The following is a 22,121-nucleotide window of genomic DNA, read 5'->3' on the forward strand; positions in this document are numbered from 1 at the left end:
CCCCCCCCCCCCGGCCGGGCAGGGCACCGAGGGTGCCGGCGTTGGCGAAGGTCATGGGGGGACGCTAGGCGTCGGCGCCGACGACCTCAAACGTCAGAGTGAGACTCCACCGAATGGCGTTGCTGAAGAGCGTCTGGCTCCGTCAGGCCAAGAAGTCCTCGACGGTTCTAGCAACCGCTGCATAGGCACCGTCGACATCATGGAACTCTGGACGCAGGTCGACCATCTCTCCGTCCATCAAGAGGCCGATATCCGCCCAACCACCGGTCCACACCACGATCTCTGCCTTGTCGCCGGGATCGACAAGCAGCCGGACGCCGAGCGACTCCGGAACCTCGACCTGGGCACGGTCAGTGACGATGGACTGCGGTCTGTCCGCCAGCTCGTCGCGCCAGGTGAAGCCTTCGAAACGAGCGACGCGTTCCCAGCCCGATACGAGCCCGGACAGCCGCGCCGCCAGTTCGTCCAAGTCGACAAGATGCTCCACGCGGACATCGTGGCTCATCTTCGGACCGACTCGACCGAGCCAGCGCGGTCGCCAGACGTCAGACGTTGAACCTGAACGTGAGCCCCGCCTTTCCAGGGATGTCACGACCTGACAAAAGGGCCTCTGACCTGCACCGACAGAGAAACGGATATGACGCCGCCCCGTCAGCCTTACATCGTCTTGAGGGCATCGTGAGGGCAGAGCGAGGGCAAGGAGCCTCAATCGATGCGGCCAGCCGCTCGTGCCCACGCCTCGATTTCCGAGCGATTCCAGATGAGGCCGGCGGACAGGCGAGCGGTGGGCTCAGGGAAGTCGCCGGCCTTCGAGAGCTGATGGGCGCGCTGGCGGCTGACACCGAGGAGGTCGGCGATCTCGGTCAGTCCCATGAGGTGATCAGGCATGCCCGAAGACTACTTGACAATCATCAATAGCGCAGGCGTATGGTCGGCCCTCAGTTGATGACCATCAAGTCGGCCTCGCCCGCTGCTGGAACAGCGGACGAGGCCTCGGAACCAGTGCACGGGAGGCACCAGAACCATGACCTCATCCAACACCCCTCGCTACAGCCGGCGCATCGTGACTGCGCTGGGCGAGCTCACAGAGAAGATCGCCGAGCTGCAGGACCAGCGCGACCAGGACGAGCAGGACGGGCCGGAGGAGCGCGCCGACCGCGCGCAGTGGCTCGAGCACGGCCTGGGCGCTGAGCTCGAGGCGCTGCAGGACCGCCTGCGTCCCGTCGAGGTGCCCGTCGGGCAGCGTGACCCCTCTGCCGGTGTCTGCCCGGTCTGGTGCAGCTCGGACCACGCCGCCTTCGAGGACGAGCCCTCTCAGCGGCACAGCACCGAGATGGTGCGAGTCCGGCTGGACCGCTTCAAGGCCTGGACGCACACGGACTACCGCAACGACGACGAGCACCTCATCCGTGGCTTCCTCGGCGTGCGCCTGGTGGAGTCGATGCGCTCGCAGCCGCACATCGTGCTGTCCGTCAACGCTCCCGGCCCCGGCGGCGTCAAGTCGTTCGCGGGCCTGTTCCCCGACGAGGCCCGCGAGCTGATCGACGCCCTCGAGGTGCTGATCCGGGTCGCCGAGGGCACCGTCCGATGAGCGCGGCGTCGCTGCTCCAGCGCCTGCCCGTCGAGCCGCTGGAACACCTCGTCGAACGACGGGGCGGGCCTGCGGCCTGTGGCCTCGCGCAGCACTCCCGGGACTTCAAGGCGTGGGAGCGCGCCAGGCGCGAGCGCTCGCTCACGATGAAGGCGGCCGACAGGCTGTCGATCCGCATGCTGTCGCTGTCCCCCGGGGAGGTCTGGGGCGCGTCCTGGTGGCTGGAGTAGGCGGAGGCCGACCAATCGATCGACCTGGGCTCCGTGCCTGAGGGGCGTCCACAGCATGGACCTCCCTCTCGAGCGCGACCTGGCCCCGCCTACCGAAGTCTGGCGGGCGGGGCCTGGCGCCGGAGCCGGCCGCATGTGAGAGGAAGGGACGCGTGATGGAGCACCGACTGACCGAGACGCTCGAGCGAATCTCAGTGACCCGGAAGGAGGCCGCGGCGATGCTGGGCGTCTCCGAGGACACCTTGCGCCGAGCGAAGAACCGCGGCGAGCTGCGGGCGAAGCGACTCACCTCGGATCCGGCCCGCGCCGGCGGCAAGGAGCTGTACGCCATCGCCGACCTGCGCGCGTGGTTCGAGGCCCTGCCCGATGCCTGAGCAGCGACCCGCCTTCCTCACACCCGACGAGGTCGCCGAGCTGCTGCCGTTCAGCGCCGACTGGGTCAGGGAGCGTCTCCGCTTCGGGCACCTTCGGGGCAGCAAGATCGGCGGACGTTGGCTGATCTGCGCCGACGCTGTCGACGAGATGATCGAGCTCGCCTCCAACGACACCCGCCGCCGGCGGTACCGCCGACGCCGGTCGATCACCTAGCCAGGGGTACGCACATTGTGAGTACCCCTGCGGACATCGCAGAGCCGTAGGGGGTACGCGATCGCGCGTACCCCCTACGAGCGCTGAGGGTCGCGCTCACGGGTGGCGGCGGGTGCCCTGCTGGCCGTTGAGGCGGGCCTTCACGTAGGCGGCCCACTCGTCGCGCAGCGCGGGGTCGGCGCCGGCCGCGTCGAGGAGACGGGAGACCCGGGCGCCGTAGTGGCTGCTGACGGGGTTGGCCTGGTGCGCGCCGAGTGCGGTTCCGGAGGCCTGCGCGAGCAGCGCGGGGTCGGTGGTGATCGCGCGGACGGCGGCGATGGCCTGGTCGCCGGGGATCTGGTCGTGGATCTGGCGGAGCGCGGTCCCGTCGAGGCGGGCGACGATGATGCGGTCGGCGTCTTGGCTCACGGCTGGACGGCGTCACTGCAGGCCGGGCAGCGGTAGTCGGGGTTCCAGCTGACCCACGGCTTGGGTTCGCTCCTGAGGCCCGTGGTGGCGAGCCCGCACTGGGTCTGCGTCGCGCCGGCGCGCCCGGCGTGCACAGGGGGCTCGGGCGAGTGGTGCACCGTCTGCGCCATCCCGCCGGCGGGGAGGCCGCGGGAGGGGATCGGCTCGTACCGCGCAAACCAGGTGATGAGGTCGTCCGTCATGGGTGCAGAGTCGCAGGCGACACCGACGGACGACAGCAGCTCGTCAGGTGTGCGCAGCAACAAGGTCTCCAGCTGAGCGCAGAGCGGATCCTAGGCGCTCGGAGTCTCGTCCTGGTCGAGCAGAAGTTTGAGCCCGCGCCAGGGAGGGTGACTCGCACTTGCTGGGCGTCCGCAGGAGTCTTCCACTGCAGGCTGTCCGCGAGCAGCGCCTCGATCTCGCTAGTCAGGTGCGACTGCAGGCCTGCGACGTAGGACCGCACGATAGACCTCCGCGAGCTCGAGGCGGAAGGTCTCGACACGCAGGGTGAAGTCGTCCGCGGCGCGCGCAGTGTTGTCCTTCTTCCATCGTGACTGCTCCGCCTTCATCGCCAGAAGCACGACCACGCCGCCGAGCAGTCCGCCGAGCAAGGCACCGCCGACGCCGTCAAGGGCCACGCCCGTGAACCAGGCCGAGCTCCAGAGCGGCGGCGTCTTGTCACCAGTGCTTCTGGCGGCCCCACCTGCCGTGGCACGCAGCAGCGCAGACACGAGGGAGAGCAGCCAGGAGTCGAGGTCCACGGGCCGGAACCTACAGCGCGCGGCCCTGGTCGCGGGTGCCCTCGGAATCGTTCCGACGGGCTTCCCGACCGGTGACGTCGTCGATCTGGGGAGAGAGCCCGCGGGAGCCGCTGCAGCGGCCTACTGTCGGCGCCATGCCCCCGTTGAAGTCCATCGCGGTCACGGCCGCTGTCAGCGCCGTCTTCGGCTTCGGTGGATGCGCCGCGGCCGTTGCCCTCCTCGGCGACTCGCTCGCTGGCCCGGCCGGGCCTGTGGGCCCAGCTGGTGCCCCCGGAGCCCCTGGCGCGGCTGGAGCGCCCGGCAAGGATGCGGCGAGCACTGACGTTGCGTCCCTGCGCCAGGACATCGTGCTGCTCCAGATGGGGCTGAAGCAGACCAACCTGCAGGTCAGCGAGGTCGCCGGCCAGGTGCGCTCCCAGCAGGCTGAGCAGGCACAGGCAGCCATCTGCCCCCGTCGCTACCAGGTCGTGGTCGCAAGCCCGGCCGGCGGCCCCGCCTTCCTGACCGACTACAGCACGGTCAGCGCCTGCCTTGACACTCAGTAGGCCGGGGCGCGATGTCGGGAAGGAGACAGTGACGATGACGACCTACACGGTCACCGCCGAGCGCGGCAGCAGTGAGGGCATCTGGGTCCTCCAGTGCGTGGAGCTACCAGGTGCGATCTCGCAGACGAGGCGACTGGCCGACGCCGACGGTGTCATGCGCGAGGCGATTGCTTGGGTCGCCGACGTCGCTCCGGAGACCGTAGAGATCCAGCTGCAGCCCGTGCTCCCGGGCGGGCTAGGCGAGGAGGTCGCCCGGGCACGCCGAGCAGTCAAGGACCTCGAGCGCCAGCAGCAGGAGGTCGCCGCACTGTCTCGCAGAGCAGCCCGACAGCTCATAGATGCCGGTCTCAGCGGCGCTGATACCGCCCGCGTCCTCGGCATCAGCCCCCAGCGCGTCTCACAGCTCACCAAGAGCTGAACGCAACAGATGATCGCGGTCCCAGGGAGCCGCGTCTTCCGCGCGTCGGCGGCGGATGTCGGACACCAGACTTCTGGGGAGAGACAGGGCGCCACATCTGTCTCCGCTCCCGCGCGGTGTCCCAGGTTTTCGATGGGGGCCGGCGACGGCGCGCAGGCTCTCAGCGATGGCCGGCCACGGTCACACGTCGGCGCCGCCGAGGCGCTGCTGCTCCTCGTTGGTCGGGCAGGCAGGGTCTGAGCACCGGCGGACGGCCGACGGGTCCGTGCCGCCGTCGAGGCCGGCGCGCAGGATGTTGACCTGCTCGAGGACGACGCGCCCTCCGCAGGTCTTGCAAGGCGGCTGGTGGTCGGGGCGCAGTGGCTGAGGCATCCATCGACGATGGCAGACCCTCGGGCGTCGAGCCGGTGACACGCCGGTGCGTCGGGCAAGCTGTCGAGACCTACAAGTCCACGCATTCGACGCTTGGCGCTCGCACCTTGACCCATGGCCTACATTTGGGACACCTCAGGTGGACAACTTTGGGGTCGAAATCTATCTGCGGGCGGGCTGAGAGAGTCCGCGTGCGGGACTATCAGGGGAGACAGATGACCACTCAGGATCGCGAGTACCTGTCCACTCATCCGTGGCTCACGTTCGATGTCCGCCGGCAGCTCGACTGCGCCCCGCGCCGCCTCTGGCGCCTCCTCGGCGGTGTCGCAGCACTGGCTGAGGTGCTCGCTGACACCCCCCTGCTCCCCGAGGTTGCCCAAGAGATGCACACCGTCTACCTCGTCAAGGGAGCGTTGGCAACGACAGCGATCGAGGGAAACACGCTCACCGAGGAGGAAGTTCGGCTTGCCGTCGAGCGCGAGCTGCGCTTGCCTCCGTCGAAGGAGTACCTGCAGACCGAGATCATGAACATGATCGACGCGTTCAACGCCACCAGCGGATCCATCGCTGCTCGCGGTGCAGACTTTCGCCTGTCGCAAGAGTGGATCTGCGACATCAATCGCCAGGTCCTCAAGGGGCTCGAGCTTGAGGTCGGCGTCGTCCCCGGGGAGATCTCGACCAGTGGCGTGGTCGTCGGCAGCTACCGCGGCGCGCCCCGGCGCGATTGTGAGTACTTGCTCGACCGGCTGTGCAGCTGGCTGGACGAGCCCTTCGGTGACGATGTCATGGAGGAGTCCATCCTCAAGGCTCTCCTCGCCCATCTGTACCTGGCTTGGATCCATGCCTTCGGAGACGGCAACGGCCGTACTGCGCGACTCGTCGAGTTCGCGATCCTTCTTCGAGGTGGCGTGCCAGCCCCCGCCGCGCACCTGCTGAGCAACCACTTCAACGACACTCGCTCGGCGTACTACCGGAACCTCGCCCACGCCAGTCAGTCCGGAGGCGAGGTCGTCCCTTTCCTCATCTATGCGCTTCAGGGTTTCCTCGATGGCCTCCAGGTTCAGCTGGACCGCATCCGCGCGCAGACAGAGGAACTCGTGTGGCAGCGTCTTGTGCACCAAGCGATTCCGCAGCAAGGCGTTCCCGCGCATCGCCGGCGGCAGGTTGCCATCGAGCTCTTCAAGGCGGACGCCCCGGTCCTCAAGTCCGCGCTCACAGAGTTGTCGGCTGACATCTGGATGATGTACCGAGACTGCTCAACGAAGACTCTGACCCGGGACGTTCACGAGCTCGAAGCGAGTGGCCTGATCGTGCGGGAGGGCAGCCGGCACTACAGGGCTGCTCACGCCAAGATCCTCGGACTCACTCCCGGACGCCTCATCTAGGGATCAGCTTCAGTCGAAGATGGCGAGCGCGGCGGGCCGCTTGGCCGGCGTGAGGTTGAGGTGCTGCTCGGGGGTGGTGGAGCGGGCCCGGTTGCAGGGGTGGCAGACGCCGCGCAGGTTGGTCCGCTCGAGGCCGAGGTGGGGTGCGTCGGCGAAGGAGTAGATGTGGTCGGCGGTCTCGCTCATGCCGGTGCAGATGCCGGCGAAGCCGAGCCGGCAGATGGGCTCTTCGGCGACGACGCGGTCGCGGAGCTTGCGCCAGGCGCGGCTGTGGCGAGGGTCGGTGAGCTCGCGGCCGGTGCTGGTGGTCGGCTTCGTCATGGGTTGTCCTCGGGGTTGATGCCTCGCAGGCGGGCGCGGATCTCCTCGGGGCTGTCGTCGTGCTCGAGGAGCATGTCGTGGAGGGTGCACAGGACTGACCCGATGGCGGCCAGGAGCGGGAGTGCGGTCACGGAGCCGGCGCGGTTGTCCTGGTTGGTCACCAGCTGGTAGCCGCCGAGCTGGTTGAGGGTCGCGTTGAGGTGGACGAGGGCCTCGTGGGGTGGGTGGCCGCGGTGGACCTCGATCTCGGCGAGGAGGTCGATGAGGTGGTGCTCGATGCGGCGGCGCTGTGCGGCGGCCTCTGCGGGTGTCATGGCCGGTTCACCACATGCTGTCGCGGAGCCACGCGCGGAGCTCGTCGGGTGTGATCGGGGTGTGGTGCTCGATCGCGGCTTGCATCCGCAGGAGCAGGCCCTGGAGCGCGACGAGGAGCGGCATGGCGGCGATGAAGGGGGCTGTGATCCCCATGGCGCGGGTGGTGTCGTCGTCGAGCTCGACGATGTCGAACGCGCCGAGCCGGTTGAGGTCACCGGTGAGGGCGAGGAGCTCGTTGCGGAGGCTCTCGGGGTGGTTGACGGTGACGGCTGCCATGAGGTCGATGAGGCGGTGCTCGACCTGGCGGCGGGTGGCTGTCGCAGGGTCCTGCTCCTCGGCGCTCAGGGCGCCGCTGGTGTCCTGCTCGCTGGGCCGGCTCATCGACGGGCCTCTTGGTCAGCGAGGTGGCCGACGGTGTTCTCGGCGACGAGCTTCCCGTCGATGTGTGTCTGCACGATGATCGGCCGCTCGGCGATCGCCGCTGCGCCCCGCGGCGGGGTGCTGCTGGTGCCGCCGCGGCCGCCCCGCGGGACCGAAGGCACCCGCGGCTTCTTCGGCGTGCGGCCGCTGGGCGAGCCGCCGAAGGACAGCAGACCGGTGATGTCGTCGAGGATGCTGCCGGCGAGGTTCTGCAGGCGGCGGAGCTCGGCCTCGGCGTCGGCGGTGTCGAGCTGCAGGGAGCGACGGTGTCCGAGCTGGCCGTCGATGTCGCCGATCTTCTTGCTGGCGCGGCCGGCGCCGCGTTCGAATCGGGCCGCCCCTTCGGTCAGGGGATCCCAGAAGCTCTTGCCGAAGTTGACCGGGTCGCGGAGGAGTTGGTCGAAGGGGCCGAAGGTGCCGGGGGCCGTGGTGAGCTGCTTGCGGTCTTCGGGCTTGATGACCTGGGAGCCGAAGGCGGGCAGCACGGGGATGAAGCGGGAGCCGGCCCACGCTGCGCCGCCGCCGACGGCCTTGAGCGCGTTGCCGACGCCTCCGTTGCCGAAGAAGGCGGACAGGAGGCCACCCTTCTCGTTGGCTCCGCCGGGGCCGCCGGCGCCGGGTGAGCCTGGGGTGCCGAAGCCGGGGTTGGTGACGAAGACGGGGGTGGCGCCGCCGTACTGCGAGAGCGCGTTGGCGATGGGGTTCTTGCCCTTGGGAAGCTTGCTGGCTCCGTAGACGCCGAGAGCGCCGAGGGCGGCGCCTTCCTTGAGCCAGTCGGGTGCGTCGTTGAAGGCGCCGATGAGGTCCTTGGCGAGGGGCGCGGCCTTGTCGAGGGCGTTGGCGGTGGTCTTCATCGCGGATCCGATGGCGGGGAGGATCTCCTCGGCGACGGGCTTGGCCTTCTTCGCGAAGGTCTGGATGGCGGGGATGCCGCGCTCCTCGAAGACCGAGACGAAGTGGGTGATGGCGGGGACGCCGTCGTCGAGGAACTTCCGCTCGAGGGTGTCGAGGGTGGGCAGGAGCGCGACGCCGAGCTGCTCGTTGATGTTGGCCCAGGCGGTGCCGATCTTGTCGGTGAGGGTGGCGTTGGCTTCGGCGCTGCCGCCCTGGGCCTTGGCGAGGCGCTCGAGGAGGAACCGCTGCGCCTCGAACTGGTGGCCGGACTCGACGAGGCTCTTGACCTTGTCCTTCTCCTTCTTGGTGAAGCCCTCGGTGGCCTTGCTCAGCAGGCCGACGCCCTTGATGGGGTCGTTGAGGGCCTTGCCGACGGTGCGGGCTGCGCTGGTGAGGTCGAGGTCGCTGTTGGCCTTGCCGTTGCCCATGGCGGCGGCGTAGTTGGTCACCGCGAGGGTGGCCTGGTTGAAGATGTCGTTGCCCTTGCCCTGCTCGTTGCGGATCTTGCTGAACATCAGCAGCATGTTGGAGCTGGACTGGATGGCCTCGTCGTCGATGCCGGTCTTCAGCGAGATCGCGTTGGCGAGGTCGCCGATCTGCTTGGAGGTGGTCCGGGCGGCCCATCCGGTCGAGCGGAGTCGCTGCTCGGTGAGCTTCCCGACGCGCTCGGACTCGCGGGCCTCCTCGAAGGCGCCCTTGAGGGCGAACCCGACGCCGGCGACCGCGGCGCCGGTGCCGATGGCGGCGTTCCTGACGCTCAGCAGGTCCGAGCGGACCGACCGGAACACCGATGAGGCCTGCTGGCGGCCATCGACGACGAACCGCAGTCCGACCTTCTCCTCAGCCATGGGTGGCCTGCTTCCTCGCCGCGGGGGCGCTCTGGGTACTGCGGTGGGTGTTGCGACGGGCCCGGTGGTAGGTGGGCGGCTGGAGCAGGGCCTCGAGGGCGAAGGAGCCGTCGTCCGCCGGCTCGGTCGCGCGGCCGTTGCGCCGCGGGCTGCAGCCGGCGGCGAGAAGGAGCACCGCCGTCTGCTGCGTCGCGTCGCGCGCGGTGCGCGTCACCTCGAGGCACTGCTCGAGCAGTCCACTCATCAGCAGGCCGGCTCTCACTTGATCCGGGCCAGGCCGACAGGGTTGAACGCTGTGACCACGCCGTTGGGCTCGGTGCAGATGCCGACCTCGCAGCGCGGGTCATCGGTGCTGGCCATCGGCGTGACAGCGCCGTCGGCGGCGGCCTTGAGTCGGTCACCGAACCCAGCGTCTGCCGCGTAGGTGACGGGGAGCTCGAAGCCGCCGTAGGCCACGACGACGTAAGGGCGGGCCTGGGCTGCGTCGAGGAGCGTGATCCCGGCGCCGGGCGTCGTCGGAGCCGAGATGAGGGCGTCAGGGGCGATCCCATCGATGACAGCGGCACCGAGCACCCGCGTGGATCCGGCGCCCGCGACGGTGACGCGACCGCTGGCGGTCGCAGCGACGAGCTGACCGCCCCGGATGATCTGGCCGGAGGCCGGGATGAAGGTCCGGGGCCCGGAGGTGGTGACGATGGTGACCGTGCTCATCAGATCACCACCCCTCGTCGGCGGTCATGGTGCGCTTCGCGTAGCCGTAGGAGCCGAAGACAAGGTCAAGCTCTCTGCATCGCCAGTCCTCCATGCGTCGGAGGTACGAGTTGATAGGGCGCTGAGCGGCGCCCCTCAGCTCGATGTCCATGAACGCGAGCAGCCGCTGATACCGGTCGAAGTCGTCAGGGCGACCGGTGCCGCCCCACTTGTCGAGGAAGGGGGCGAACTCCTCAAAGGGCAGGGCGGATGCGTAGGGCCGGATCTGGTATGGCAGGTGCATCAGCTGCTTGGCGTCGATGTCGGCGGAGATGAAGAGGGGCAGGTCGCCGGCGTTGAAGAGCGTGGGGGCGGGCCCGGCGGCGCGCGTGGCTAGTTCGACAGACTTGGGATCTGCCTGGCGCAGATCCTCCAGCATCGGGTTGGGTCCGAAGACGTCAATCCTGACGTCCACCCGGCGGCCCAGACTCTGGGCGAAGAGCGAATCCTGGGTGATGAAGAGGGAGGGGCGGCCGTCGACGATGCCGCTCGCCGGCGGCTCGTTGGCGCGCACGGCGGCGGCCATCATCCGCTCCATCTTGAGCGCCTCAGCCCTCACATCGGCTTCCGTGATCGCCTGGCCCGGGTACATCGCGAGCAGGTTCGGGAGGTGAACCCCGAGCCGCTCAGCGAGGTTGAACACGCTGTCACTGACTCGCCGCTGACCGGGCTTGAGAGGTTCGGGCATCTGGACGGCTCCTACGCTGGGTGTCTGGTTTCGATGGCCCGGTTGCTCAGGTAGAGCTCGAGGCCGGTGGCCGGGATCAGCCAGCCGCGCGGGCCCCGGGTGACCTCATCTCCGAGGACGCCATCACGGGCCATGCGGCGGACGTAGCTGGTGCTGCAGCGAAGCCGCTGCGCGACCTCGCCGACAGTCATCAACTCGTCGTGCATCGATCCTGCGCTCGTCGCCGCCGCGGCCGGTTCCGCGGTTCCGCTCAGCCGGCGATCCCCGCCTGCAAGGTCGTGGCGGAGGTTCCGCATCGACGCGCTAAGCGGAACTCCTTCGGAGCGCGCGTAGGCGTCCAGGACCGCAACCAACAGGCGCGCCACGCGGCCGCTGATGACTCGCATGTCGCCGGGCAGGATCAGGACGTCGCCCTCCCACCGATCGGGGCCGCGGTGGGCGGCCGGCGAGCTAGGCATGCCCTGCAGCCCGGGCCCGGCGAGCGATGGGTGACAGAAGCCTCCGTTGGTGCCCGGATGGTGTGCGGCAGCCGTGCCCTAGTAGCCGTAGCGACTCCGCAACGGGCCGGACCCGCGGCGCGGAAGTGTGACACCGGGCCTCTGGGGAGAGACAGGGCGCCACATCTGTCTCCGCTCCGCGCGGCGTCTGGAATTTTCGAAGGGGGGTGGCCTGCGATAGCGCCCGCCCGCTCCCGGCAGAGGCCGTCCGGCCGGCGGCGCGCAGGCCGCGTGCAGGCACGCGACGACCCGCGCTCACGCTACGTCCCTCCGGTCGTCGCCGCCCGGGCTGGGCCGGTGGTCGCAGTCGGTGCAGCACGGGCCACGGCGGATCTGCAGCAGCGAGCGACACGACTGCCACGGTGCGGAGCAGGTGCGGCAGGCGACGTGCGCGAGGTGGGGGCGGCAGACGCGGCAGGGCACGGGCCGGCCCTGATCGTCCTCACCGACCCAGCCCCCGTGGCAGCGCTCGAGGTGAAGCCGGGTCGCGGCCGCGGCTGCCGCTGCGGCGCGGGCGTCGTGCTCGCGCTCTGCGTCGCGGAGCTCGCGCGCTTCGGTGGAGTCAGTCGGCGGCCAGGTCGGCATCAGCGGTAGCCCTCCGGGATCGCGGCTCGCGCGAGACGCGCGATGCAGGCAAGCCGCCGCAGCTCGAGCTCGCGGTCGGCGGCCGGGACGAGCAGGGCCTGCGTGTCCTCGAGGTCGCTCACCAGGGCCTCTGCTCGGTCCTGGAACTCCTCGAGCGCTTCGGTGAACGTCGACCACGTCGCCGAGCGCGCGGTCGCGCGCAGCGGGATCACCTCGGCGCTCACGAGGCGACCTGCTCGGTGGCGTGGGCTGCCGGCTCGGGCAGACGGTGACCGTTCCCGCAGCCGCATTCGCCATCGCGGTCGAAGGGGTAGTTGCCTGCGCAACGAGGTCCCGTCGGCCGCTTGCCCCTGCCGTGTCCCCCCTTCTTCGAGCCACCGCTGGCCAGGCTGACGACCCGCTTGGCGTCGAAGCCGTGCACGTAGCTGGCGACGCTGCGGGGTTGGTGCCTCTCGACGACGGCTCTGACGCAGCGGATCGCCTGGTCCTTGGTGATGGCCTGGCCCAACCGTCCGAGGAGGCCGACGACCGCGTCGAGCTCGTCCTCAGTCAGATCAGCGGGAGCGCGCCCGCCATCGAGGGCCCCGCTGACGCCAGGGGTGTCGGCAGTAGCGACGCCATCTGCTTCGACTTGCTGAGCGCCGACGGCCTCGCGCGCGCCCGCGCCCGCGTCGACGTAATCCTTCGGTCGGATATGGGCCCGCTGATTAGCGGGGCTCTCAGGCTCAAGAGGGCCGTCGTCTAGCGGTCCACTGTCCGCTGATTGACGGCCCTCTCGGGCAGAGCCCCGCTGATCAGCGGGGCTCTCATCCTTCGGAGGCCCGCTGATTAGCGGGGCTGTGGATAAGTCGCCACCCTGCTCGGTGGCCTGAGAGGCCCGCTGATTGACGGCCCTCTCAGGGTCACGGGCAAGGAGTGCGGCCTGCTCGGCGATCTTGGGTAGCCGGTAGTCGACGGCGGATCCCTCGAAGGCGAAGATCGGACGCCCGCGACGGTCGAAGCCGCGGGCGACTCGAGGGTCGAGATCCACCCGTGCGCCGGCAGCGCGGGCCTCGGCGGGGAGCTGCGCCGTGAGGTCAGCGCTCTCCTTGGCGAGGCGCCGGAACGCTGTCGCGAGTCCCTCCGGCGAGAGACCGGTGCGTCTGCACAGCACCGCCCGAGGGTTCTCGCCCTTGCCCCAGATGGGGCGGCGCGTGTCTGCGTCGGCCTTCTCAGCGAGCGCGATCAGGAGGAGGCGGCTGGTCGTCCCGACACCGGCTGGGCAGTGCTCCAGGACCTCCTGCACGAGTTGCCAGGCCATCAGCGACCCCCGAGTCGCAGCAGAGCAGCGCACTCCGGACCGAGCCGGCGCTGGATCGAGCGGGACACTCGGAGTGGATGGCCACAGCGCTTGCACCGATGCACCCGCGCCGATTCAGCCGCGGAGGCCTGCCCGCCGCTGGAGCGCTCCCCCGGCGAGGACGTGCTCGGGCTCGCCATCAGGCCGCGGGGGTTCCGCCGCTGGAGGTGGCTGCGAACTGGGCATCCACCCAGTCGGCGATGTCGGTGCGTCGGTAGACGACTCGACGTCCGAGGCGGGCCGATCTCGGCCCGAAGCCTCGGTGACGCCACTGGTGCAGCGTGGCCGGAGTGACGCCGAGCAGGTCGGCCACCTCCTCGACTCGCAGCAGAGTCTCGAGCTCTCTCAAAGTCGTCACCTCGTCATCTCGCTTATGTGTTTGGCACTCAAGGTCAAAACAGCATAACTCAAAACGGCACTATCGAGGGGACACAAGAGGGCATAAGATCTCCGCATGCCGAACGAAGGTGATGCCTACGACCGTCAGATAGGCGAAAACATCCAGAGGCTTCGGACGGGGCGCGGCATGAGCCAGGAAGCGCTCGCGAAGGCGCTGAGCGATGGCGGCCTCCCCTGGCGTCAGACGACCGTCGTGCGCGTTGAGCGCGGACAACGACCAGTTCGACTAAGGGAGGCTCAGGCGATCGCTTCCTTGTTGGGGGCTCCCATCGAGGCTCTGACCTGTGACGAGGACGGCGTCGGGCTCCTGATGGCCCTCGAGCTCACCACGGAGAACCTCGATCGAGCGCGCGAGCAGGTGATCAATGCAGTCGTCGCCTTCGACCATGCGCAGGAGCAGCTGAACGAGGTTCTCGGACCGATCCTCACCGCACGTCGGAGTGGTCCCTTCGACGACCCTGGCGATCCGGAGGCGTACCCACTCATCAGCGACGACCTGCTGGACCGAGCCGTGTCCCTTGCTGAACGGGACGTCATCGCGCTTGCTGTCGCGACTCTCCGCCCGAGCGCAAGCGATGGCTGAGGGAGTCAGCCGGCGGGGCGACTCCTGGCGGGCGCGCTACCGACACCCTGACACCGGACGGCAGTTCGAGAAGTCCTTCGCGCGCCAGATCGACGCTCAACGTTGGCGCAGGCAGCAGCTCGAAGCGGCGGAGACAGGTCGCTGGGTCGATCCCCAGCGGGGACGAGTGACCTTCGCGGGGTTCTTCGAGGAGTGGGCCGCACGGCAGGTCTGGGCGAGCGGGACCGAGAAGGCCATGAGCCTGGCAGTGCGGTCGGCGCCCTTCGGCAGCATGCCCATCGGTGCGATCCGGCCGACACATGTCGAGGCCTGGGTGAAGCAGATGGCGACCGGCGCCGAGCGCGGCGGCCGGCCGCTGGCCCCTGGGACCATCAAGACCAGGCTGTCGAACGTGCGCAGCGTCTTCCGTGCGGCGATCCGCGACGAAATCATCTGGCGCGACCCGACGGAGAAGGTCCGGCTTCCTCGAGAGCGGAAGCGCGAGGCCTCGATGGAGGTCCCCTCCCCCGCGCAGGTCCGCAGCCTCCTCGCGGCGGCCGACGAGCGCTTCGTCGCCTTCGTCGCGCTGTGTGCCTTCGCCGGGCTTCGCTTGGGCGAGGCCGCGGCCCTGCAGGTCGGCGACGTCGACTTCCTGCGACGCGAGGTGCATGTCCGTCGCCAGGTCCAGCGTGCCGGTGGCGGCCGGGTGGAGATCCGAACCCCGAAGTACGGCTCAGAGCGAACCGTGCCGATCCCGCAGGAGGTCGTGGAGATCCTGGCGCGGCACGTTGAGCTCGGCCTGGTCAACGAGTGGCTGTTCTCCGGCAGCGAGGACCTGCCGCCGCACCAGAACACGATCGGGCACCGCTGGCGGACGACCGCTGCGAGCGCCGGCGTCAGCGGCGTTCGACTGCACGACCTGCGGCACTTCTACGCCTCTGGGCTGATCGCTGCCGGACGTGACGTCGTGGCGGTCCAGCACGCCCTGGGCCACTCGAAGCCGACCACCACGCTGGACACGTACTCACACCTGTGGCGCAGCTCGGAGGACCTCACGCGTGCAGCTGCAGCATCGATCGTCGAGGCAGTCCTCGCGCCTGGTGAGGGCACTGTGAGGGCAGAAGACGCCAACTAGGCGTCTGACCTGCGGCCTCAGACGTTGAACCTGAACTCCACCACGTCACCATCAGCCATCACGTACTCCTTGCCCTCCATGCGCACCTTGCCGGCCTCCTTGGCCTTCGCCATCGAGCCCGCGGCGACGAGGTCGTCGAAGGAGACGATCTCGGCCTTGATGAAGCCCTTCTGGAAGTCGGTGTGGATGACGCCGGCGGCCTCGGGGGCGGTGGAGCCCTTGCGGATCGTCCAGGCGCGGGCCTCCTTGGGCCCGGCGGTGAGGTAGGTCTGCAGGCCGAGGGTGTCGAAGCCGACGCGGGCCAGGACGTTGAGGCCGGGCTCGGTGACGCCGGACTCGGCGAGGAACTCGGCGGCCTCCTCGTCGTCGAGGTCGATGAGCTCGGACTCGAACTTGGCGTCGAGGAAGATCGCCTCGGCGGGGGCGACGAGGTCGCGCATCTTGGCCTTGAGGTCCTCGTCGGCGAGCTCGTCGGCGTCGCAGTTGAAGACGTAGATGAACGGCTTGGCGGTGAGCAGGGAGAGCTCGCGGAGCAGGGCGCGGTCGATCGAGGTGGCGATGACGGGCGTGCCGGCCTCGAGGGCCTCCTTGGCCGCCTTCGCGGCCTCGAGGTTGGCGGCGAGCTCCTTGACCTTGCGCGCCTCCTTCTCGAGGCGGACGACGGCCTTCTCGACGGTCTCGAGGTCGGCGAGGATCAGCTCGGTCTGGATGGTGGAGATGTCGTTGGCGGGGTTGACCTCGCCGTCGACGTGGGTGACGTCCTCGTCGCGGAAGACCCGGGTGACCTGGCAGATCGCGGCGGACTCGCGGATGTGGGCGAGGAACTTGTTGCCCAGGCCCTCGCCCTGGGAGGCGCCGCGGACGATGCCGGCGATGTCGACGAACTCGACGGTGGCGGGCAGCACGCGCTCGGAGGAGAAGATGCCGGCGAGCACGCCGAGGCGCTCGTCGGGGACGCCGACGACGCCGACGTTGGGCTCGATCGTCGCGAACGGGTAGTTCGCCGCGAGCACGTCGTTCTTGGTGAGGGCGTTGAAGAGGGTCGACTTGCCCGCGTTGGGGAGACCGACGATGCCGATGGTGAGCGCCACGGGGCGCGAGTGTACGGCGCGCAGGGCCTCGGAGGCTCATCGGTGTGAACCGCGACGACGGGTGGGAGGCTGGCGGCATGAGCACGTCGGCGCCGTCCCTGCGCGAGCCCGCGCACCTGGTCTCCCCGCGGGCGGTGACGCTGTGGCGCACCTCCCTGGCCCTCACGGCGCTCGTGCCGGTGGCGGGGGTGATCGTCGGCGTCGCGCTGTGGCCCGACCGGCCCTGGTGGGCGCTGGCCGGCGCGGTGCTGGTGGTCGTCGCCGCGGTCGCGGCGGTGGCGGTGCTGCCGACGGTGCGCTTCCGCATCCACCGCTGGGAGGTGAGCGCGGACGCCGTGCACACGCGTCGCGGCCTGCTCTCGGTGGAGGACCGCATCGCGCCGCTCTCGCGGGTGCAGACCGTCGACTCGATGCAGGGTCCGATGGAGCGCCTCTTCCGCCTGCGCTCGCTGCGCGTGACGACGGCGTCGGCGGCCGGCCCGATCACCATCGAGGGCCTCGACGCCGACCTCGCCCAGCGCCTCGTCGCCGACCTCACCGCCATCACCGCCCGCGAGAGCGACGACGCCACGTGAGCGGCCCCGTCCCCGTCCCGGACCTGCCCGACCTGGGCTGGACCGCGCCCGACGCCGAGGGCTGGCGTCGTCTCGACCCCCGCATGACGCTGCTGGCCGGCGTCCGCAACATCGCGGCGGCGGCGCTGCCCGCGCTGCCCGCGGCGATCGGCCTGCTCGGCGCCATCGGGCGGTGGGCGTTCGTCGTCGCGGCCCTGGTGGCGATCCTGCTGATCGCGCTGGGCGTCGCGGAGTGGCTCACCACCGGCTACCGCGACTCCCCCGGCGGCCTCGAGCTGCGACGCGGCCTGCTGGGCCGCAGCGTCCAGACGGCCCCGCGCGACCGCATCCGCAGCCTCGACCTCACCGCCCCGTTCCTGCACCGGCTGCTGGGCGTCACGAAGATCAGCGTCGGCACCGGCGTCGACGAGAAGCGCCTCGAGCTCGGCGCCGTCACCCACCGCGAGGCCGCGCGCCTGCGGGCGGTGCTGTTCGAGGGCGGACACGCGGCCCCGGCCGCGGCGCCCGAGCCCGTCGAGGGCGAGACGCCGCGCGCCTACCCGCTGCCGGCCCCGCCGCCGGACGACGTCGAGCTGGCGCGGCTGGACTGGTCGTGGGTGCGGTACGCGCCGCTCAACCTGGGCCGGCTCGCGGTGGCGATCGGCGCGTTCTTCGCCGCCACCCAGTTCCTGCCGAACCTCGGCGTCGACGAGTCCGGCCTGGCGCGCGACACCTGGGACTTCGTCTCCCGCCAGGCCCTCGCCGTGATCGCGATCGTGGGCGTCGTGCTGGCGCTGGTGCTGTGGCTGGCCGGCTCGACGCTGGCCTTCGCGCTGCAGTGGGGCGGCTACCGGCTCTCGCGGCGCACCAGCGACGCCGTCCCCGCGCTGCACCTGACCGCCGGCCTGCTCAGCACCCGCTCGGTCACGGTCGAGGAGCGACGCATCCGCGGCGTCATGCTCGTCGAGCCGCTCCTGCTGCGCTGGGCCGGCGGCGCGGAGCTCTCGACGCTGGCCACCGGCGTCGAGAGCGGCGTCACCGCGGTCGTCCCGGCGGCGCCGCGCGCGGTGGCCCGCACCGTCGGCGTCCGGGTGCTCGACGACGCCGGCGCGCCCGGGGCCGACGCCGCGCTCGACGCCCCGCTCATCGGCCACGGCCCGCGGGCTCGTCGTCGCTCCCACGTGCGCCACCAGCGGGCGACGCTGCTCCTGCTGCTCGGCGGCCTCCTGTGCCTCGGGCTCGCCCAGCTCCCCGACGCGCCGACCGAGCTCTCCAGCATCGTCCCCCTGGCGCTGCTCGCGCTGACCGTCGTCCTCGCGGTGCTCGGCGCATGGACCGCCGAGATGGCCTGGCGGCACCTGGGCCACGCGATCGCGGGCGACGAGCACGGACGCGCGCGGTTCCTCGTGGCCGGCAGCGGCGACGCGACACGGCGGCGCACCGTGCTGGAGGTCGACGGGATCATCGGCTGGGTGCAGCGCGCCAGCTGGTTCCAGCGCCGCGTCGGGCTGGTGACGCTGCTGGCCACCACCGCCGCCGGCGGGGAGAAGGTCACGCTGCTCGACGTCCCGCTGCCGCTGGCGCGCGACCTCCTCGACGCCTGCACGCCGCACCTGCTCGAGCCCTTCGCCGTCGGCTCCACCCCTGGGCCGACGCTGCCCTCCGACGCGGCCCGCTGAGCCCGCCGACTAGGGTCGGCCCCGTGCGGATCGCCACCTGGAACGTCAACTCGCTTCGTACCCGCATCGACCGCGTCGAGGCCTTCCTGCAACGCCACGAGATCGACGTCCTGGCGATCCAGGAGACCAAGGCCCGCGAGGAGCAGCTGCCGCTGATGGGCCTGCAGTCGCTCGGCTACGAGGTCGCCGCCGCCGGCTACAGCCAGTGGAACGGCGTCGCGATCGTGAGCCGCGTCGGGCTCGACGACGTCGAGGTCGGCTTCCCCGCGCAGCCGGAGTTCGGCGAGCCCGCCGCCGTCGAGGCCCGCGCGATCGGCGCCACCTGCGGCGGCGTGCGCGTGTGGAGCCTCTACGTGCCCAACGGCCGCAAGGTCGACGACCCCCACTACGTCTACAAGCTCGACTGGCTGGCCCGCCTGCGCGAGGCGTCCGCCGGCTGGCGCGAGACCCCCACCGCCCTCGTCGGCGACTGGAACATCGCCCCGCGCGACGAGGACGTCTTCGACATGGCGCAGTTCCGCACCTCCACCCACGTCACCCCGCCCGAGCGCGCGGCCTTCCAGGCCTTCCTCGACGACGGCTGGAGCGACGTCGTCCGCCCCCACGCCCCCGGCCCGGACGTCTACACCTACTGGGACTACTACCGGCAGCGCTTCGAGCGGAACCGCGGCCTGCGCATCGACTTCGTGCTCGGCTCGCCGTCGTTCTCCGAGCGGGTCACCGGCGCCTTCATCGACACCGACGAGCGCGACCCCGCCCAGGGCACCGGCGCCCCCTCCGACCACGCCCCGGTGGTCGTGGACCTCGCCGACTGACGACGGCCTCGCGCGCCTCGCGCGCCTCGCGCGCCTCGGGGCATGATGACCCGATGCGCTTCTCTCGGGCCGTCCTCTCCAGCCTCGCCGCCGCTCTCGTCTGCACCGCGTCGCTGAGCGCCTGCGGCGACGACCAGGCCTCCGACGACGCGGCCGGGCTGCCCGCGCGTCTCCCCGTCGGCACCGGCACCTGGGACGCCACCGCGCCCGCCTGGCTGGCCGACGAGACCCTGCACGTGGGCACGAGGACGGTGCGGCTCACCGGAGCCGTCGACGGGTTCGTCGTCACCGCGCACGGCGTCTACTGGACGCGCGGCGGGGTGCTGCGCCACACCGACCCGGGCGGCACGACGACACGGGTCTCGGAGGTGGACTGGCAGAGCCTGAAGGTCTCCGCCGATCGCAGCAGGGTCGCCGCCGTCGACGTCACCAGCGGCCCCACCGACTCCTACGACACGCACGTGCGTCAGCTCGTCGTGTACGACGCCGACACCGGGCGTCAGGTCTACCGGACGCCCGACGAGAGGCCCGAGAAGGGCGCCGACCTCGCAGACCTCTACGAGGAGACCAGCCCGCTGCTCACGAGCCTCACCACCGATCACGCCGTCTTCGACGGCCAGGTGGTCGACCTCGCGACCGGCGAGACCACGCAGGTGCCCACCGACGACGAGGGCCTCGAGCGGCCCGACGGCGACCGCACCGGCCGCGTGCTCTACGCCGACGGGTTCCACGTGGGCGCGCAGGTGGTGCGGGGACGCCTCGAGGTCACGGAGTCCGAGGCCTACGGGTCCGGGCGCCTCTCCCCCGACCGCCGACTCGGCTTCGACGCCAGCCAGAGCCCGGCCCGGCCGGTCGCCTACGACGTGCGCACCGGGGAGCCTCGGCCCCTGCGGATGCGCGGCACGTTCTCGATGGACGCCTTCGACCTCGCCGCCTTCGGCGACGACGGGACGTTCTACGGCGTCGCCAGCACCTACCGCTCTCCGGACGACCCTGCCGCCCCGCCGGCGGACCCGGAGGAGGAGGGGCCCCGCGCGGCGCGCGTGGTGCAGTGCGAGCAGGCGACGCTGCGGTGCACTGCGGTGAGCGACGTGATCCCGCTCGGCGACTACGACGCCGACGAGGCCCAGCCGCTGCTGCTCGAGGACAGACTGCCGGGCCTGTGAGCGAGCCCCGGGTCCGCCCGGTGGCGCTCGACGACGTCGACGCGATGGTGCTGGAGGGCAACGAGCTCGGCCAGAGCGTCTGGCGGGCCCACGGCTACGCGCCGCAGCCGCAGTGGCGGCGCTGGGTGCGCCCCGTCTGAGGGTCCCCGGCGAGGCGTGCACGGGAAACTGTCGGCGCCTCCCGGCAGAGTGCCGCCATGACCACCGCGCTCGCCCTGCTCCTGGCCCTCGTCGTGCTGCTCGTCGGCGCGGCGCTCGGCTTCGCCGTCGGGGCGCTGTGGCAGCGCGGCCGTCCCGAGCAGGTCGCCGCCCTCACCGCGGCCGCGGAGCGCGTCGAGCTCGTGCAGGGCCTCGACCGCATCTCCGACCAGCTCCTCGAGCTCGACCGCCAGCGCGACACCTGGGACGCCCGCCTGCGCGAGCAGGTCGACGCGATGCGCCGCTCCACCGACTCCCTCGGCACCGAGACCCGCGCCCTGTCCACCGCCCTGCGCAAGCCGCAGGTGCGGGGCCGCTGGGGCGAGCTCCACCTGCGTCGCGCCGTCGAGCTCGCCGGCCTCGTCGACCGCTGCGACTTCACCGAGCAGGTGCGCCTCGAGGACGGCGCCCTGCGCCCCGATCTCGTGGTGTCGCTGGTGGGCGGGCGCAGCATCGTCGTCGACGCCAAGGTGCCGCTCGACGCCTACCTCGACGCCACCACCGCCGAGGCGCAGGGCGACGCCGACCTCCAGGCCCACCACCTCGCCCGCCACGCCCGCCAGCTGCGCACCCACGTCGACGCCCTCGCCGCGAAGGCGTACTGGCGCGCGCTCGAGCACAGCCCCGAGTTCGTCGTGCTGTTCGTGCCGGCCGAGTCGTTCCTCGCCGCGGCCCTGGAGTCCGAGCCCGGGCTCATCGAGCACGCCGCCGAGCGGCACGTCGTGCTGGCCACCCCCACCACCCTCATCGCACTGCTGCGCACGGTCGCGCAGGGCTGGAGCCACGAGCAGCTGGCCGAGCAGGCCCGCGAGGTGCATCGCCTGGGCCGCGAGCTCCACGAGCGGCTGGCCACCTTCGGCGGCCACCTCGACCGGCTCGGCCGCTCGCTCAACTCCGCCGTCGGCACCTACAACCAGGCCGTCGGCTCCCTCGACGCCCGGGTGCTCGTCACCGCCCGGCGCTTCCGCGAGCTCGGCGTCACCGACGCGCCGCTCGAGGCGCCCCGACAGGTCACGCTGCGCGCGGTGCACCAGGCCGACGAGGACGACCACGCCGACGACCTGCGGCGCGGCGCCTCCGACGACCCGCCCCCGCGCTCTAGCGTGGTCTCGTGAGCTCCCGCGTGATCTGGGACGAGGGCCGCACCGCCGGCCGTGAGCTCGTCGCGCTCGGAGCCGCGGTCACGCTCTCCCTGATCACGCTCGACGTGCTGATCGGCGGCCAGGCCGGCTGGCTGCTCGACCTCGGGTTCGTCCCCCTCTGCCTGGGCCTCGCGCTGGCCGTGCGTCCCGGCGACTTCTTCACCATCGGCATCACCCCGCCGCTGCTCCTGCTGGGCTCGTTCCTGCTGCTCGCCCTCACCCGTCCCGGCGCCATCGCGCACGCCGACGACGGCGCCGTGCAGGCCGTCGTCAGCGGCCTCGCGCTCCACAGCCTCCCGCTCGCGCTCGGCTACGCCGCGTGCCTGGGCGTGCTCGCGATCCGCGAGCGCCGCCTCCGCCCGGCCTGACCCGGCACCCGAGCGCCG

Annotated in this window: 35 protein-coding genes; 16 read left to right on the plus strand and 19 right to left on the minus strand. The window is 71.1% G+C overall.

The features are described 5' to 3' along the window. Positions 1–142: 142 nt before the first annotated feature. Together ACZDWJ_RS13150 and ACZDWJ_RS13155 are read right to left on the minus strand one after the other, a co-directional pair. Positions 143–487 (minus strand): hypothetical protein, encoded by a 345-nt coding sequence (locus ACZDWJ_RS13150; RefSeq protein WP_463521418.1) that lies wholly within the window; start codon positions 485–487, stop codon positions 143–145. 218 nt (positions 488–705) lie between these two features. Beyond that, positions 706–888, minus strand: a complete 183-nt coding sequence (locus tag ACZDWJ_RS13155; RefSeq protein ID WP_463521419.1) for a helix-turn-helix transcriptional regulator — start codon at positions 886–888, stop codon at positions 706–708. 136 nt (positions 889–1,024) lie between these two features. On the opposite strand from ACZDWJ_RS13155, the gene ACZDWJ_RS13160 reads away from it, so the two are divergent. The 4 genes from ACZDWJ_RS13160 (at position 1,025) to ACZDWJ_RS13175 (ending at position 2,409) form a co-directional block, all read left to right on the plus strand. Further along, positions 1,025–1,591: a DUF6907 domain-containing protein gene (locus tag ACZDWJ_RS13160; protein WP_463521420.1), complete on the plus strand. Its 567-nt coding sequence runs from the start codon at positions 1,025–1,027 to the stop codon at positions 1,589–1,591. Further along, a complete protein-coding gene (locus tag ACZDWJ_RS13165) occupies positions 1,588–1,821 on the plus strand; it encodes a hypothetical protein (protein ID WP_463521421.1) in 234 nt (77 codons plus the stop codon). Before ACZDWJ_RS13160 ends, ACZDWJ_RS13165 begins: the two co-directional genes overlap by 4 nt. A gap of 155 nt (positions 1,822–1,976) precedes the next feature. After that, complete coding sequence (locus ACZDWJ_RS13170) at positions 1,977–2,195, plus strand: helix-turn-helix domain-containing protein (protein WP_463521422.1); 219 nt, start codon at positions 1,977–1,979, stop codon at positions 2,193–2,195. Then, positions 2,188–2,409, plus strand: a complete 222-nt coding sequence (locus ACZDWJ_RS13175) for a helix-turn-helix domain-containing protein (RefSeq protein ID WP_463521423.1) — start codon at positions 2,188–2,190, stop codon at positions 2,407–2,409. Before ACZDWJ_RS13170 ends, ACZDWJ_RS13175 begins: the two co-directional genes overlap by 8 nt. 96 nt (positions 2,410–2,505) lie before the next feature. On the opposite strand, the gene ACZDWJ_RS13180 is transcribed toward ACZDWJ_RS13175, so the two are convergent. The 3 genes from ACZDWJ_RS13180 to ACZDWJ_RS13190 all read right to left on the minus strand — a co-directional run bounded on the left by ACZDWJ_RS13180 (position 2,506) and on the right by ACZDWJ_RS13190 (position 3,617). Beyond that, on the minus strand, positions 2,506–2,817 hold the full coding sequence (locus ACZDWJ_RS13180) for a hypothetical protein (protein ID WP_463521424.1): 312 nt from the start codon (positions 2,815–2,817) through the stop codon (positions 2,506–2,508). Next, positions 2,814–3,059 carry a hypothetical protein gene (locus ACZDWJ_RS13185; protein WP_463521425.1) on the minus strand — a complete coding sequence of 82 codons (246 nt, stop codon included), beginning with the start codon at positions 3,057–3,059 and terminating at the stop codon, positions 2,814–2,816. The genes ACZDWJ_RS13180 and ACZDWJ_RS13185 overlap by 4 nt, the downstream gene beginning before the upstream one ends. 219 nt (positions 3,060–3,278) lie before the next feature. Then, positions 3,279–3,617 carry a hypothetical protein gene (locus ACZDWJ_RS13190; protein ID WP_463521426.1) on the minus strand — a complete coding sequence of 113 codons (339 nt, stop codon included), beginning with the start codon at positions 3,615–3,617 and terminating at the stop codon, positions 3,279–3,281. Between the two features lie 134 nt (positions 3,618–3,751). Between ACZDWJ_RS13190 and ACZDWJ_RS13195 the strand changes: the two genes are divergently transcribed. Both ACZDWJ_RS13195 and ACZDWJ_RS13200 read left to right on the plus strand, forming a co-directional pair. Then, complete coding sequence (locus ACZDWJ_RS13195; RefSeq protein WP_463521427.1) at positions 3,752–4,162, plus strand: hypothetical protein; 411 nt, start codon at positions 3,752–3,754, stop codon at positions 4,160–4,162. Positions 4,163–4,196: 34 nt separating this feature from the next. After that, positions 4,197–4,580, plus strand: a complete 384-nt coding sequence (locus ACZDWJ_RS13200) for a hypothetical protein (protein WP_463521428.1) — start codon at positions 4,197–4,199, stop codon at positions 4,578–4,580. 180 nt (positions 4,581–4,760) lie between these two features. On the opposite strand, the gene ACZDWJ_RS13205 is transcribed toward ACZDWJ_RS13200, so the two are convergent. Beyond that, positions 4,761–4,952 carry a hypothetical protein gene (locus ACZDWJ_RS13205; protein ID WP_463521429.1) on the minus strand — a complete coding sequence of 64 codons (192 nt, stop codon included), beginning with the start codon at positions 4,950–4,952 and terminating at the stop codon, positions 4,761–4,763. 215 nt (positions 4,953–5,167) lie between these two features. Here ACZDWJ_RS13205 and ACZDWJ_RS13210 point away from each other — a divergent pair, with 215 nt between their 5' ends. Beyond that, positions 5,168–6,337, plus strand: a complete 1,170-nt coding sequence (locus tag ACZDWJ_RS13210) for a Fic family protein (protein ID WP_463521430.1) — start codon at positions 5,168–5,170, stop codon at positions 6,335–6,337. Positions 6,338–6,346: 9 nt separating this feature from the next. On the opposite strand, the gene ACZDWJ_RS13215 is transcribed toward ACZDWJ_RS13210, so the two are convergent. From ACZDWJ_RS13215 to ACZDWJ_RS13270, 12 genes are all read right to left on the minus strand, one after another. Further along, on the minus strand, positions 6,347–6,658 hold the full coding sequence (locus ACZDWJ_RS13215) for a hypothetical protein (RefSeq protein WP_463521431.1): 312 nt from the start codon (positions 6,656–6,658) through the stop codon (positions 6,347–6,349). Further along, positions 6,655–6,972, minus strand: a complete 318-nt coding sequence (locus ACZDWJ_RS13220; RefSeq protein WP_463521432.1) for a hypothetical protein — start codon at positions 6,970–6,972, stop codon at positions 6,655–6,657. The genes ACZDWJ_RS13215 and ACZDWJ_RS13220 overlap by 4 nt, the downstream gene beginning before the upstream one ends. Positions 6,973–6,979: 7 nt before the next feature. After that, a complete protein-coding gene (locus ACZDWJ_RS13225; protein ID WP_463521433.1) occupies positions 6,980–7,354 on the minus strand; it encodes a hypothetical protein in 375 nt (124 codons plus the stop codon). Beyond that, entirely contained in the window at positions 7,351–9,135 is a 1,785-nt protein-coding gene (locus tag ACZDWJ_RS13230; protein WP_463521434.1) for a hypothetical protein, read from the minus strand. Before ACZDWJ_RS13230 ends, ACZDWJ_RS13225 begins: the two co-directional genes overlap by 4 nt. After that, the gene (locus ACZDWJ_RS13235) at positions 9,128–9,379 is read right to left on the minus strand and encodes a hypothetical protein (RefSeq protein WP_463521435.1); all 252 of its coding nucleotides are present in this window, start codon (positions 9,377–9,379) and stop codon (positions 9,128–9,130) included. The genes ACZDWJ_RS13230 and ACZDWJ_RS13235 overlap by 8 nt, the downstream gene beginning before the upstream one ends. Positions 9,380–9,393: 14 nt before the next feature. Next, a complete protein-coding gene (locus ACZDWJ_RS13240) occupies positions 9,394–9,846 on the minus strand; it encodes a hypothetical protein (protein ID WP_463521436.1) in 453 nt (150 codons plus the stop codon). 4 nt (positions 9,847–9,850) lie between these two features. Then, positions 9,851–10,573 (minus strand): hypothetical protein, encoded by a 723-nt coding sequence (locus ACZDWJ_RS13245; RefSeq protein WP_463521437.1) that lies wholly within the window; start codon positions 10,571–10,573, stop codon positions 9,851–9,853. An 11-nt stretch (positions 10,574–10,584) separates the two neighbouring features. Then, positions 10,585–11,031: a helix-turn-helix domain-containing protein gene (locus tag ACZDWJ_RS13250; protein ID WP_463521438.1), complete on the minus strand. Its 447-nt coding sequence runs from the start codon at positions 11,029–11,031 to the stop codon at positions 10,585–10,587. Positions 11,032–11,654: 623 nt separating this feature from the next. Further along, entirely contained in the window at positions 11,655–11,879 is a 225-nt protein-coding gene (locus tag ACZDWJ_RS13255) for a hypothetical protein (RefSeq protein ID WP_463521439.1), read from the minus strand. Next, positions 11,876–12,955 (minus strand): hypothetical protein, encoded by a 1,080-nt coding sequence (locus ACZDWJ_RS13260; RefSeq protein ID WP_463521440.1) that lies wholly within the window; start codon positions 12,953–12,955, stop codon positions 11,876–11,878. Before ACZDWJ_RS13260 ends, ACZDWJ_RS13255 begins: the two co-directional genes overlap by 4 nt. Next, positions 12,955–13,134, minus strand: a complete 180-nt coding sequence (locus ACZDWJ_RS13265) for a DUF6011 domain-containing protein (protein ID WP_463521441.1) — start codon at positions 13,132–13,134, stop codon at positions 12,955–12,957. The genes ACZDWJ_RS13260 and ACZDWJ_RS13265 overlap by 1 nt, the downstream gene beginning before the upstream one ends. After that, on the minus strand, positions 13,134–13,343 hold the full coding sequence (locus ACZDWJ_RS13270; protein WP_463521442.1) for a helix-turn-helix transcriptional regulator: 210 nt from the start codon (positions 13,341–13,343) through the stop codon (positions 13,134–13,136). Before ACZDWJ_RS13270 ends, ACZDWJ_RS13265 begins: the two co-directional genes overlap by 1 nt. Before the next feature lie 105 nt (positions 13,344–13,448). Here ACZDWJ_RS13270 and ACZDWJ_RS13275 point away from each other — a divergent pair, with 105 nt between their 5' ends. Both ACZDWJ_RS13275 and ACZDWJ_RS13280 read left to right on the plus strand, forming a co-directional pair. After that, complete coding sequence (locus tag ACZDWJ_RS13275; RefSeq protein WP_463521443.1) at positions 13,449–13,976, plus strand: helix-turn-helix transcriptional regulator; 528 nt, start codon at positions 13,449–13,451, stop codon at positions 13,974–13,976. Further along, entirely contained in the window at positions 13,969–15,090 is a 1,122-nt protein-coding gene (locus ACZDWJ_RS13280; protein WP_463521444.1) for a tyrosine-type recombinase/integrase, read from the plus strand. Before ACZDWJ_RS13275 ends, ACZDWJ_RS13280 begins: the two co-directional genes overlap by 8 nt. 17 nt (positions 15,091–15,107) lie before the next feature. On the opposite strand, the gene ychF is transcribed toward ACZDWJ_RS13280, so the two are convergent. Continuing rightward, the gene (gene ychF, locus ACZDWJ_RS13285) at positions 15,108–16,181 is read right to left on the minus strand and encodes a redox-regulated ATPase YchF (RefSeq protein WP_463521445.1); all 1,074 of its coding nucleotides are present in this window, start codon (positions 16,179–16,181) and stop codon (positions 15,108–15,110) included. Positions 16,182–16,258: 77 nt separating this feature from the next. Here ychF and ACZDWJ_RS13290 point away from each other — a divergent pair, with 77 nt between their 5' ends. The 7 genes from ACZDWJ_RS13290 to ACZDWJ_RS13320 are packed head-to-tail and all read left to right on the plus strand — an operon-like array spanning position 16,259 to position 22,103. Beyond that, on the plus strand, positions 16,259–16,756 hold the full coding sequence (locus tag ACZDWJ_RS13290; protein WP_463521446.1) for a PH domain-containing protein: 498 nt from the start codon (positions 16,259–16,261) through the stop codon (positions 16,754–16,756). Next, the gene (locus tag ACZDWJ_RS13295) at positions 16,753–18,414 is read left to right on the plus strand and encodes a PH domain-containing protein (protein WP_463521447.1); all 1,662 of its coding nucleotides are present in this window, start codon (positions 16,753–16,755) and stop codon (positions 18,412–18,414) included. The genes ACZDWJ_RS13290 and ACZDWJ_RS13295 overlap by 4 nt, the downstream gene beginning before the upstream one ends. Before the next feature lie 23 nt (positions 18,415–18,437). Continuing rightward, positions 18,438–19,229, plus strand: a complete 792-nt coding sequence (locus tag ACZDWJ_RS13300) for an exodeoxyribonuclease III (RefSeq protein WP_463521448.1) — start codon at positions 18,438–18,440, stop codon at positions 19,227–19,229. Between the two features lie 53 nt (positions 19,230–19,282). After that, a complete protein-coding gene (locus ACZDWJ_RS13305) occupies positions 19,283–20,395 on the plus strand; it encodes a hypothetical protein (protein ID WP_463521449.1) in 1,113 nt (370 codons plus the stop codon). Next, positions 20,392–20,535, plus strand: a complete 144-nt coding sequence (locus ACZDWJ_RS13310; RefSeq protein ID WP_463521450.1) for a hypothetical protein — start codon at positions 20,392–20,394, stop codon at positions 20,533–20,535. The genes ACZDWJ_RS13305 and ACZDWJ_RS13310 overlap by 4 nt, the downstream gene beginning before the upstream one ends. A 57-nt stretch (positions 20,536–20,592) precedes the next feature. Continuing rightward, entirely contained in the window at positions 20,593–21,708 is a 1,116-nt protein-coding gene (locus tag ACZDWJ_RS13315; protein WP_463521451.1) for a DNA recombination protein RmuC, read from the plus strand. Continuing rightward, positions 21,705–22,103 (plus strand): DUF6542 domain-containing protein, encoded by a 399-nt coding sequence (locus ACZDWJ_RS13320; protein WP_463521452.1) that lies wholly within the window; start codon positions 21,705–21,707, stop codon positions 22,101–22,103. The genes ACZDWJ_RS13315 and ACZDWJ_RS13320 overlap by 4 nt, the downstream gene beginning before the upstream one ends. The last annotated feature ends 18 nt before the right edge of the window (positions 22,104–22,121 follow it).

Source organism: Nocardioides sp. B129/18, assembly GCF_055282735.1.

What these genes read in the sequence shown, in the direction of transcription:
- ACZDWJ_RS13155 (WP_463521419.1), bottom strand. Translation starts at nt 888, where the DNA reads ATGCCTGATCACCTCATGGGACTGACCGAGATCGCCGACCTCCTCGGT.
- ACZDWJ_RS13160 (WP_463521420.1), top strand. Translation starts at nt 1,025, where the DNA reads ATGACCTCATCCAACACCCCTCGCTACAGCCGGCGCATCGTGACTGCG.
- ACZDWJ_RS13165 (WP_463521421.1), top strand. Translation starts at nt 1,588, where the DNA reads ATGAGCGCGGCGTCGCTGCTCCAGCGCCTGCCCGTCGAGCCGCTGGAA.
- ACZDWJ_RS13170 (WP_463521422.1), top strand. Translation starts at nt 1,977, where the DNA reads ATGGAGCACCGACTGACCGAGACGCTCGAGCGAATCTCAGTGACCCGG.
- ACZDWJ_RS13175 (WP_463521423.1), top strand. Translation starts at nt 2,188, where the DNA reads ATGCCTGAGCAGCGACCCGCCTTCCTCACACCCGACGAGGTCGCCGAG.
- ACZDWJ_RS13185 (WP_463521425.1), bottom strand. Translation starts at nt 3,059, where the DNA reads ATGACGGACGACCTCATCACCTGGTTTGCGCGGTACGAGCCGATCCCC.
- ACZDWJ_RS13195 (WP_463521427.1), top strand. Translation starts at nt 3,752, where the DNA reads ATGCCCCCGTTGAAGTCCATCGCGGTCACGGCCGCTGTCAGCGCCGTC.
- ACZDWJ_RS13200 (WP_463521428.1), top strand. Translation starts at nt 4,197, where the DNA reads ATGACGACCTACACGGTCACCGCCGAGCGCGGCAGCAGTGAGGGCATC.
- ACZDWJ_RS13205 (WP_463521429.1), bottom strand. Translation starts at nt 4,952, where the DNA reads ATGCCTCAGCCACTGCGCCCCGACCACCAGCCGCCTTGCAAGACCTGC.
- ACZDWJ_RS13210 (WP_463521430.1), top strand. Translation starts at nt 5,168, where the DNA reads ATGACCACTCAGGATCGCGAGTACCTGTCCACTCATCCGTGGCTCACG.
- ACZDWJ_RS13215 (WP_463521431.1), bottom strand. Translation starts at nt 6,658, where the DNA reads ATGACGAAGCCGACCACCAGCACCGGCCGCGAGCTCACCGACCCTCGC.
- ACZDWJ_RS13220 (WP_463521432.1), bottom strand. Translation starts at nt 6,972, where the DNA reads ATGACACCCGCAGAGGCCGCCGCACAGCGCCGCCGCATCGAGCACCAC.
- ACZDWJ_RS13225 (WP_463521433.1), bottom strand. Translation starts at nt 7,354, where the DNA reads ATGAGCCGGCCCAGCGAGCAGGACACCAGCGGCGCCCTGAGCGCCGAG.
- ACZDWJ_RS13230 (WP_463521434.1), bottom strand. Translation starts at nt 9,135, where the DNA reads ATGGCTGAGGAGAAGGTCGGACTGCGGTTCGTCGTCGATGGCCGCCAG.
- ACZDWJ_RS13235 (WP_463521435.1), bottom strand. Translation starts at nt 9,379, where the DNA reads ATGAGTGGACTGCTCGAGCAGTGCCTCGAGGTGACGCGCACCGCGCGC.
- ACZDWJ_RS13240 (WP_463521436.1), bottom strand. Translation starts at nt 9,846, where the DNA reads ATGAGCACGGTCACCATCGTCACCACCTCCGGGCCCCGGACCTTCATC.
- ACZDWJ_RS13245 (WP_463521437.1), bottom strand. Translation starts at nt 10,573, where the DNA reads ATGCCCGAACCTCTCAAGCCCGGTCAGCGGCGAGTCAGTGACAGCGTG.
- ACZDWJ_RS13250 (WP_463521438.1), bottom strand. Translation starts at nt 11,031, where the DNA reads ATGCCTAGCTCGCCGGCCGCCCACCGCGGCCCCGATCGGTGGGAGGGC.
- ACZDWJ_RS13260 (WP_463521440.1), bottom strand. Translation starts at nt 12,955, where the DNA reads ATGGCCTGGCAACTCGTGCAGGAGGTCCTGGAGCACTGCCCAGCCGGT.
- ACZDWJ_RS13265 (WP_463521441.1), bottom strand. Translation starts at nt 13,134, where the DNA reads ATGGCGAGCCCGAGCACGTCCTCGCCGGGGGAGCGCTCCAGCGGCGGG.
- ACZDWJ_RS13275 (WP_463521443.1), top strand. Translation starts at nt 13,449, where the DNA reads ATGCCGAACGAAGGTGATGCCTACGACCGTCAGATAGGCGAAAACATC.
- ACZDWJ_RS13280 (WP_463521444.1), top strand. Translation starts at nt 13,969, where the DNA reads ATGGCTGAGGGAGTCAGCCGGCGGGGCGACTCCTGGCGGGCGCGCTAC.
- ACZDWJ_RS13290 (WP_463521446.1), top strand. Translation starts at nt 16,259, where the DNA reads ATGAGCACGTCGGCGCCGTCCCTGCGCGAGCCCGCGCACCTGGTCTCC.
- ACZDWJ_RS13305 (WP_463521449.1), top strand. Translation starts at nt 19,283, where the DNA reads ATGCGCTTCTCTCGGGCCGTCCTCTCCAGCCTCGCCGCCGCTCTCGTC.
- ACZDWJ_RS13315 (WP_463521451.1), top strand. Translation starts at nt 20,593, where the DNA reads ATGACCACCGCGCTCGCCCTGCTCCTGGCCCTCGTCGTGCTGCTCGTC.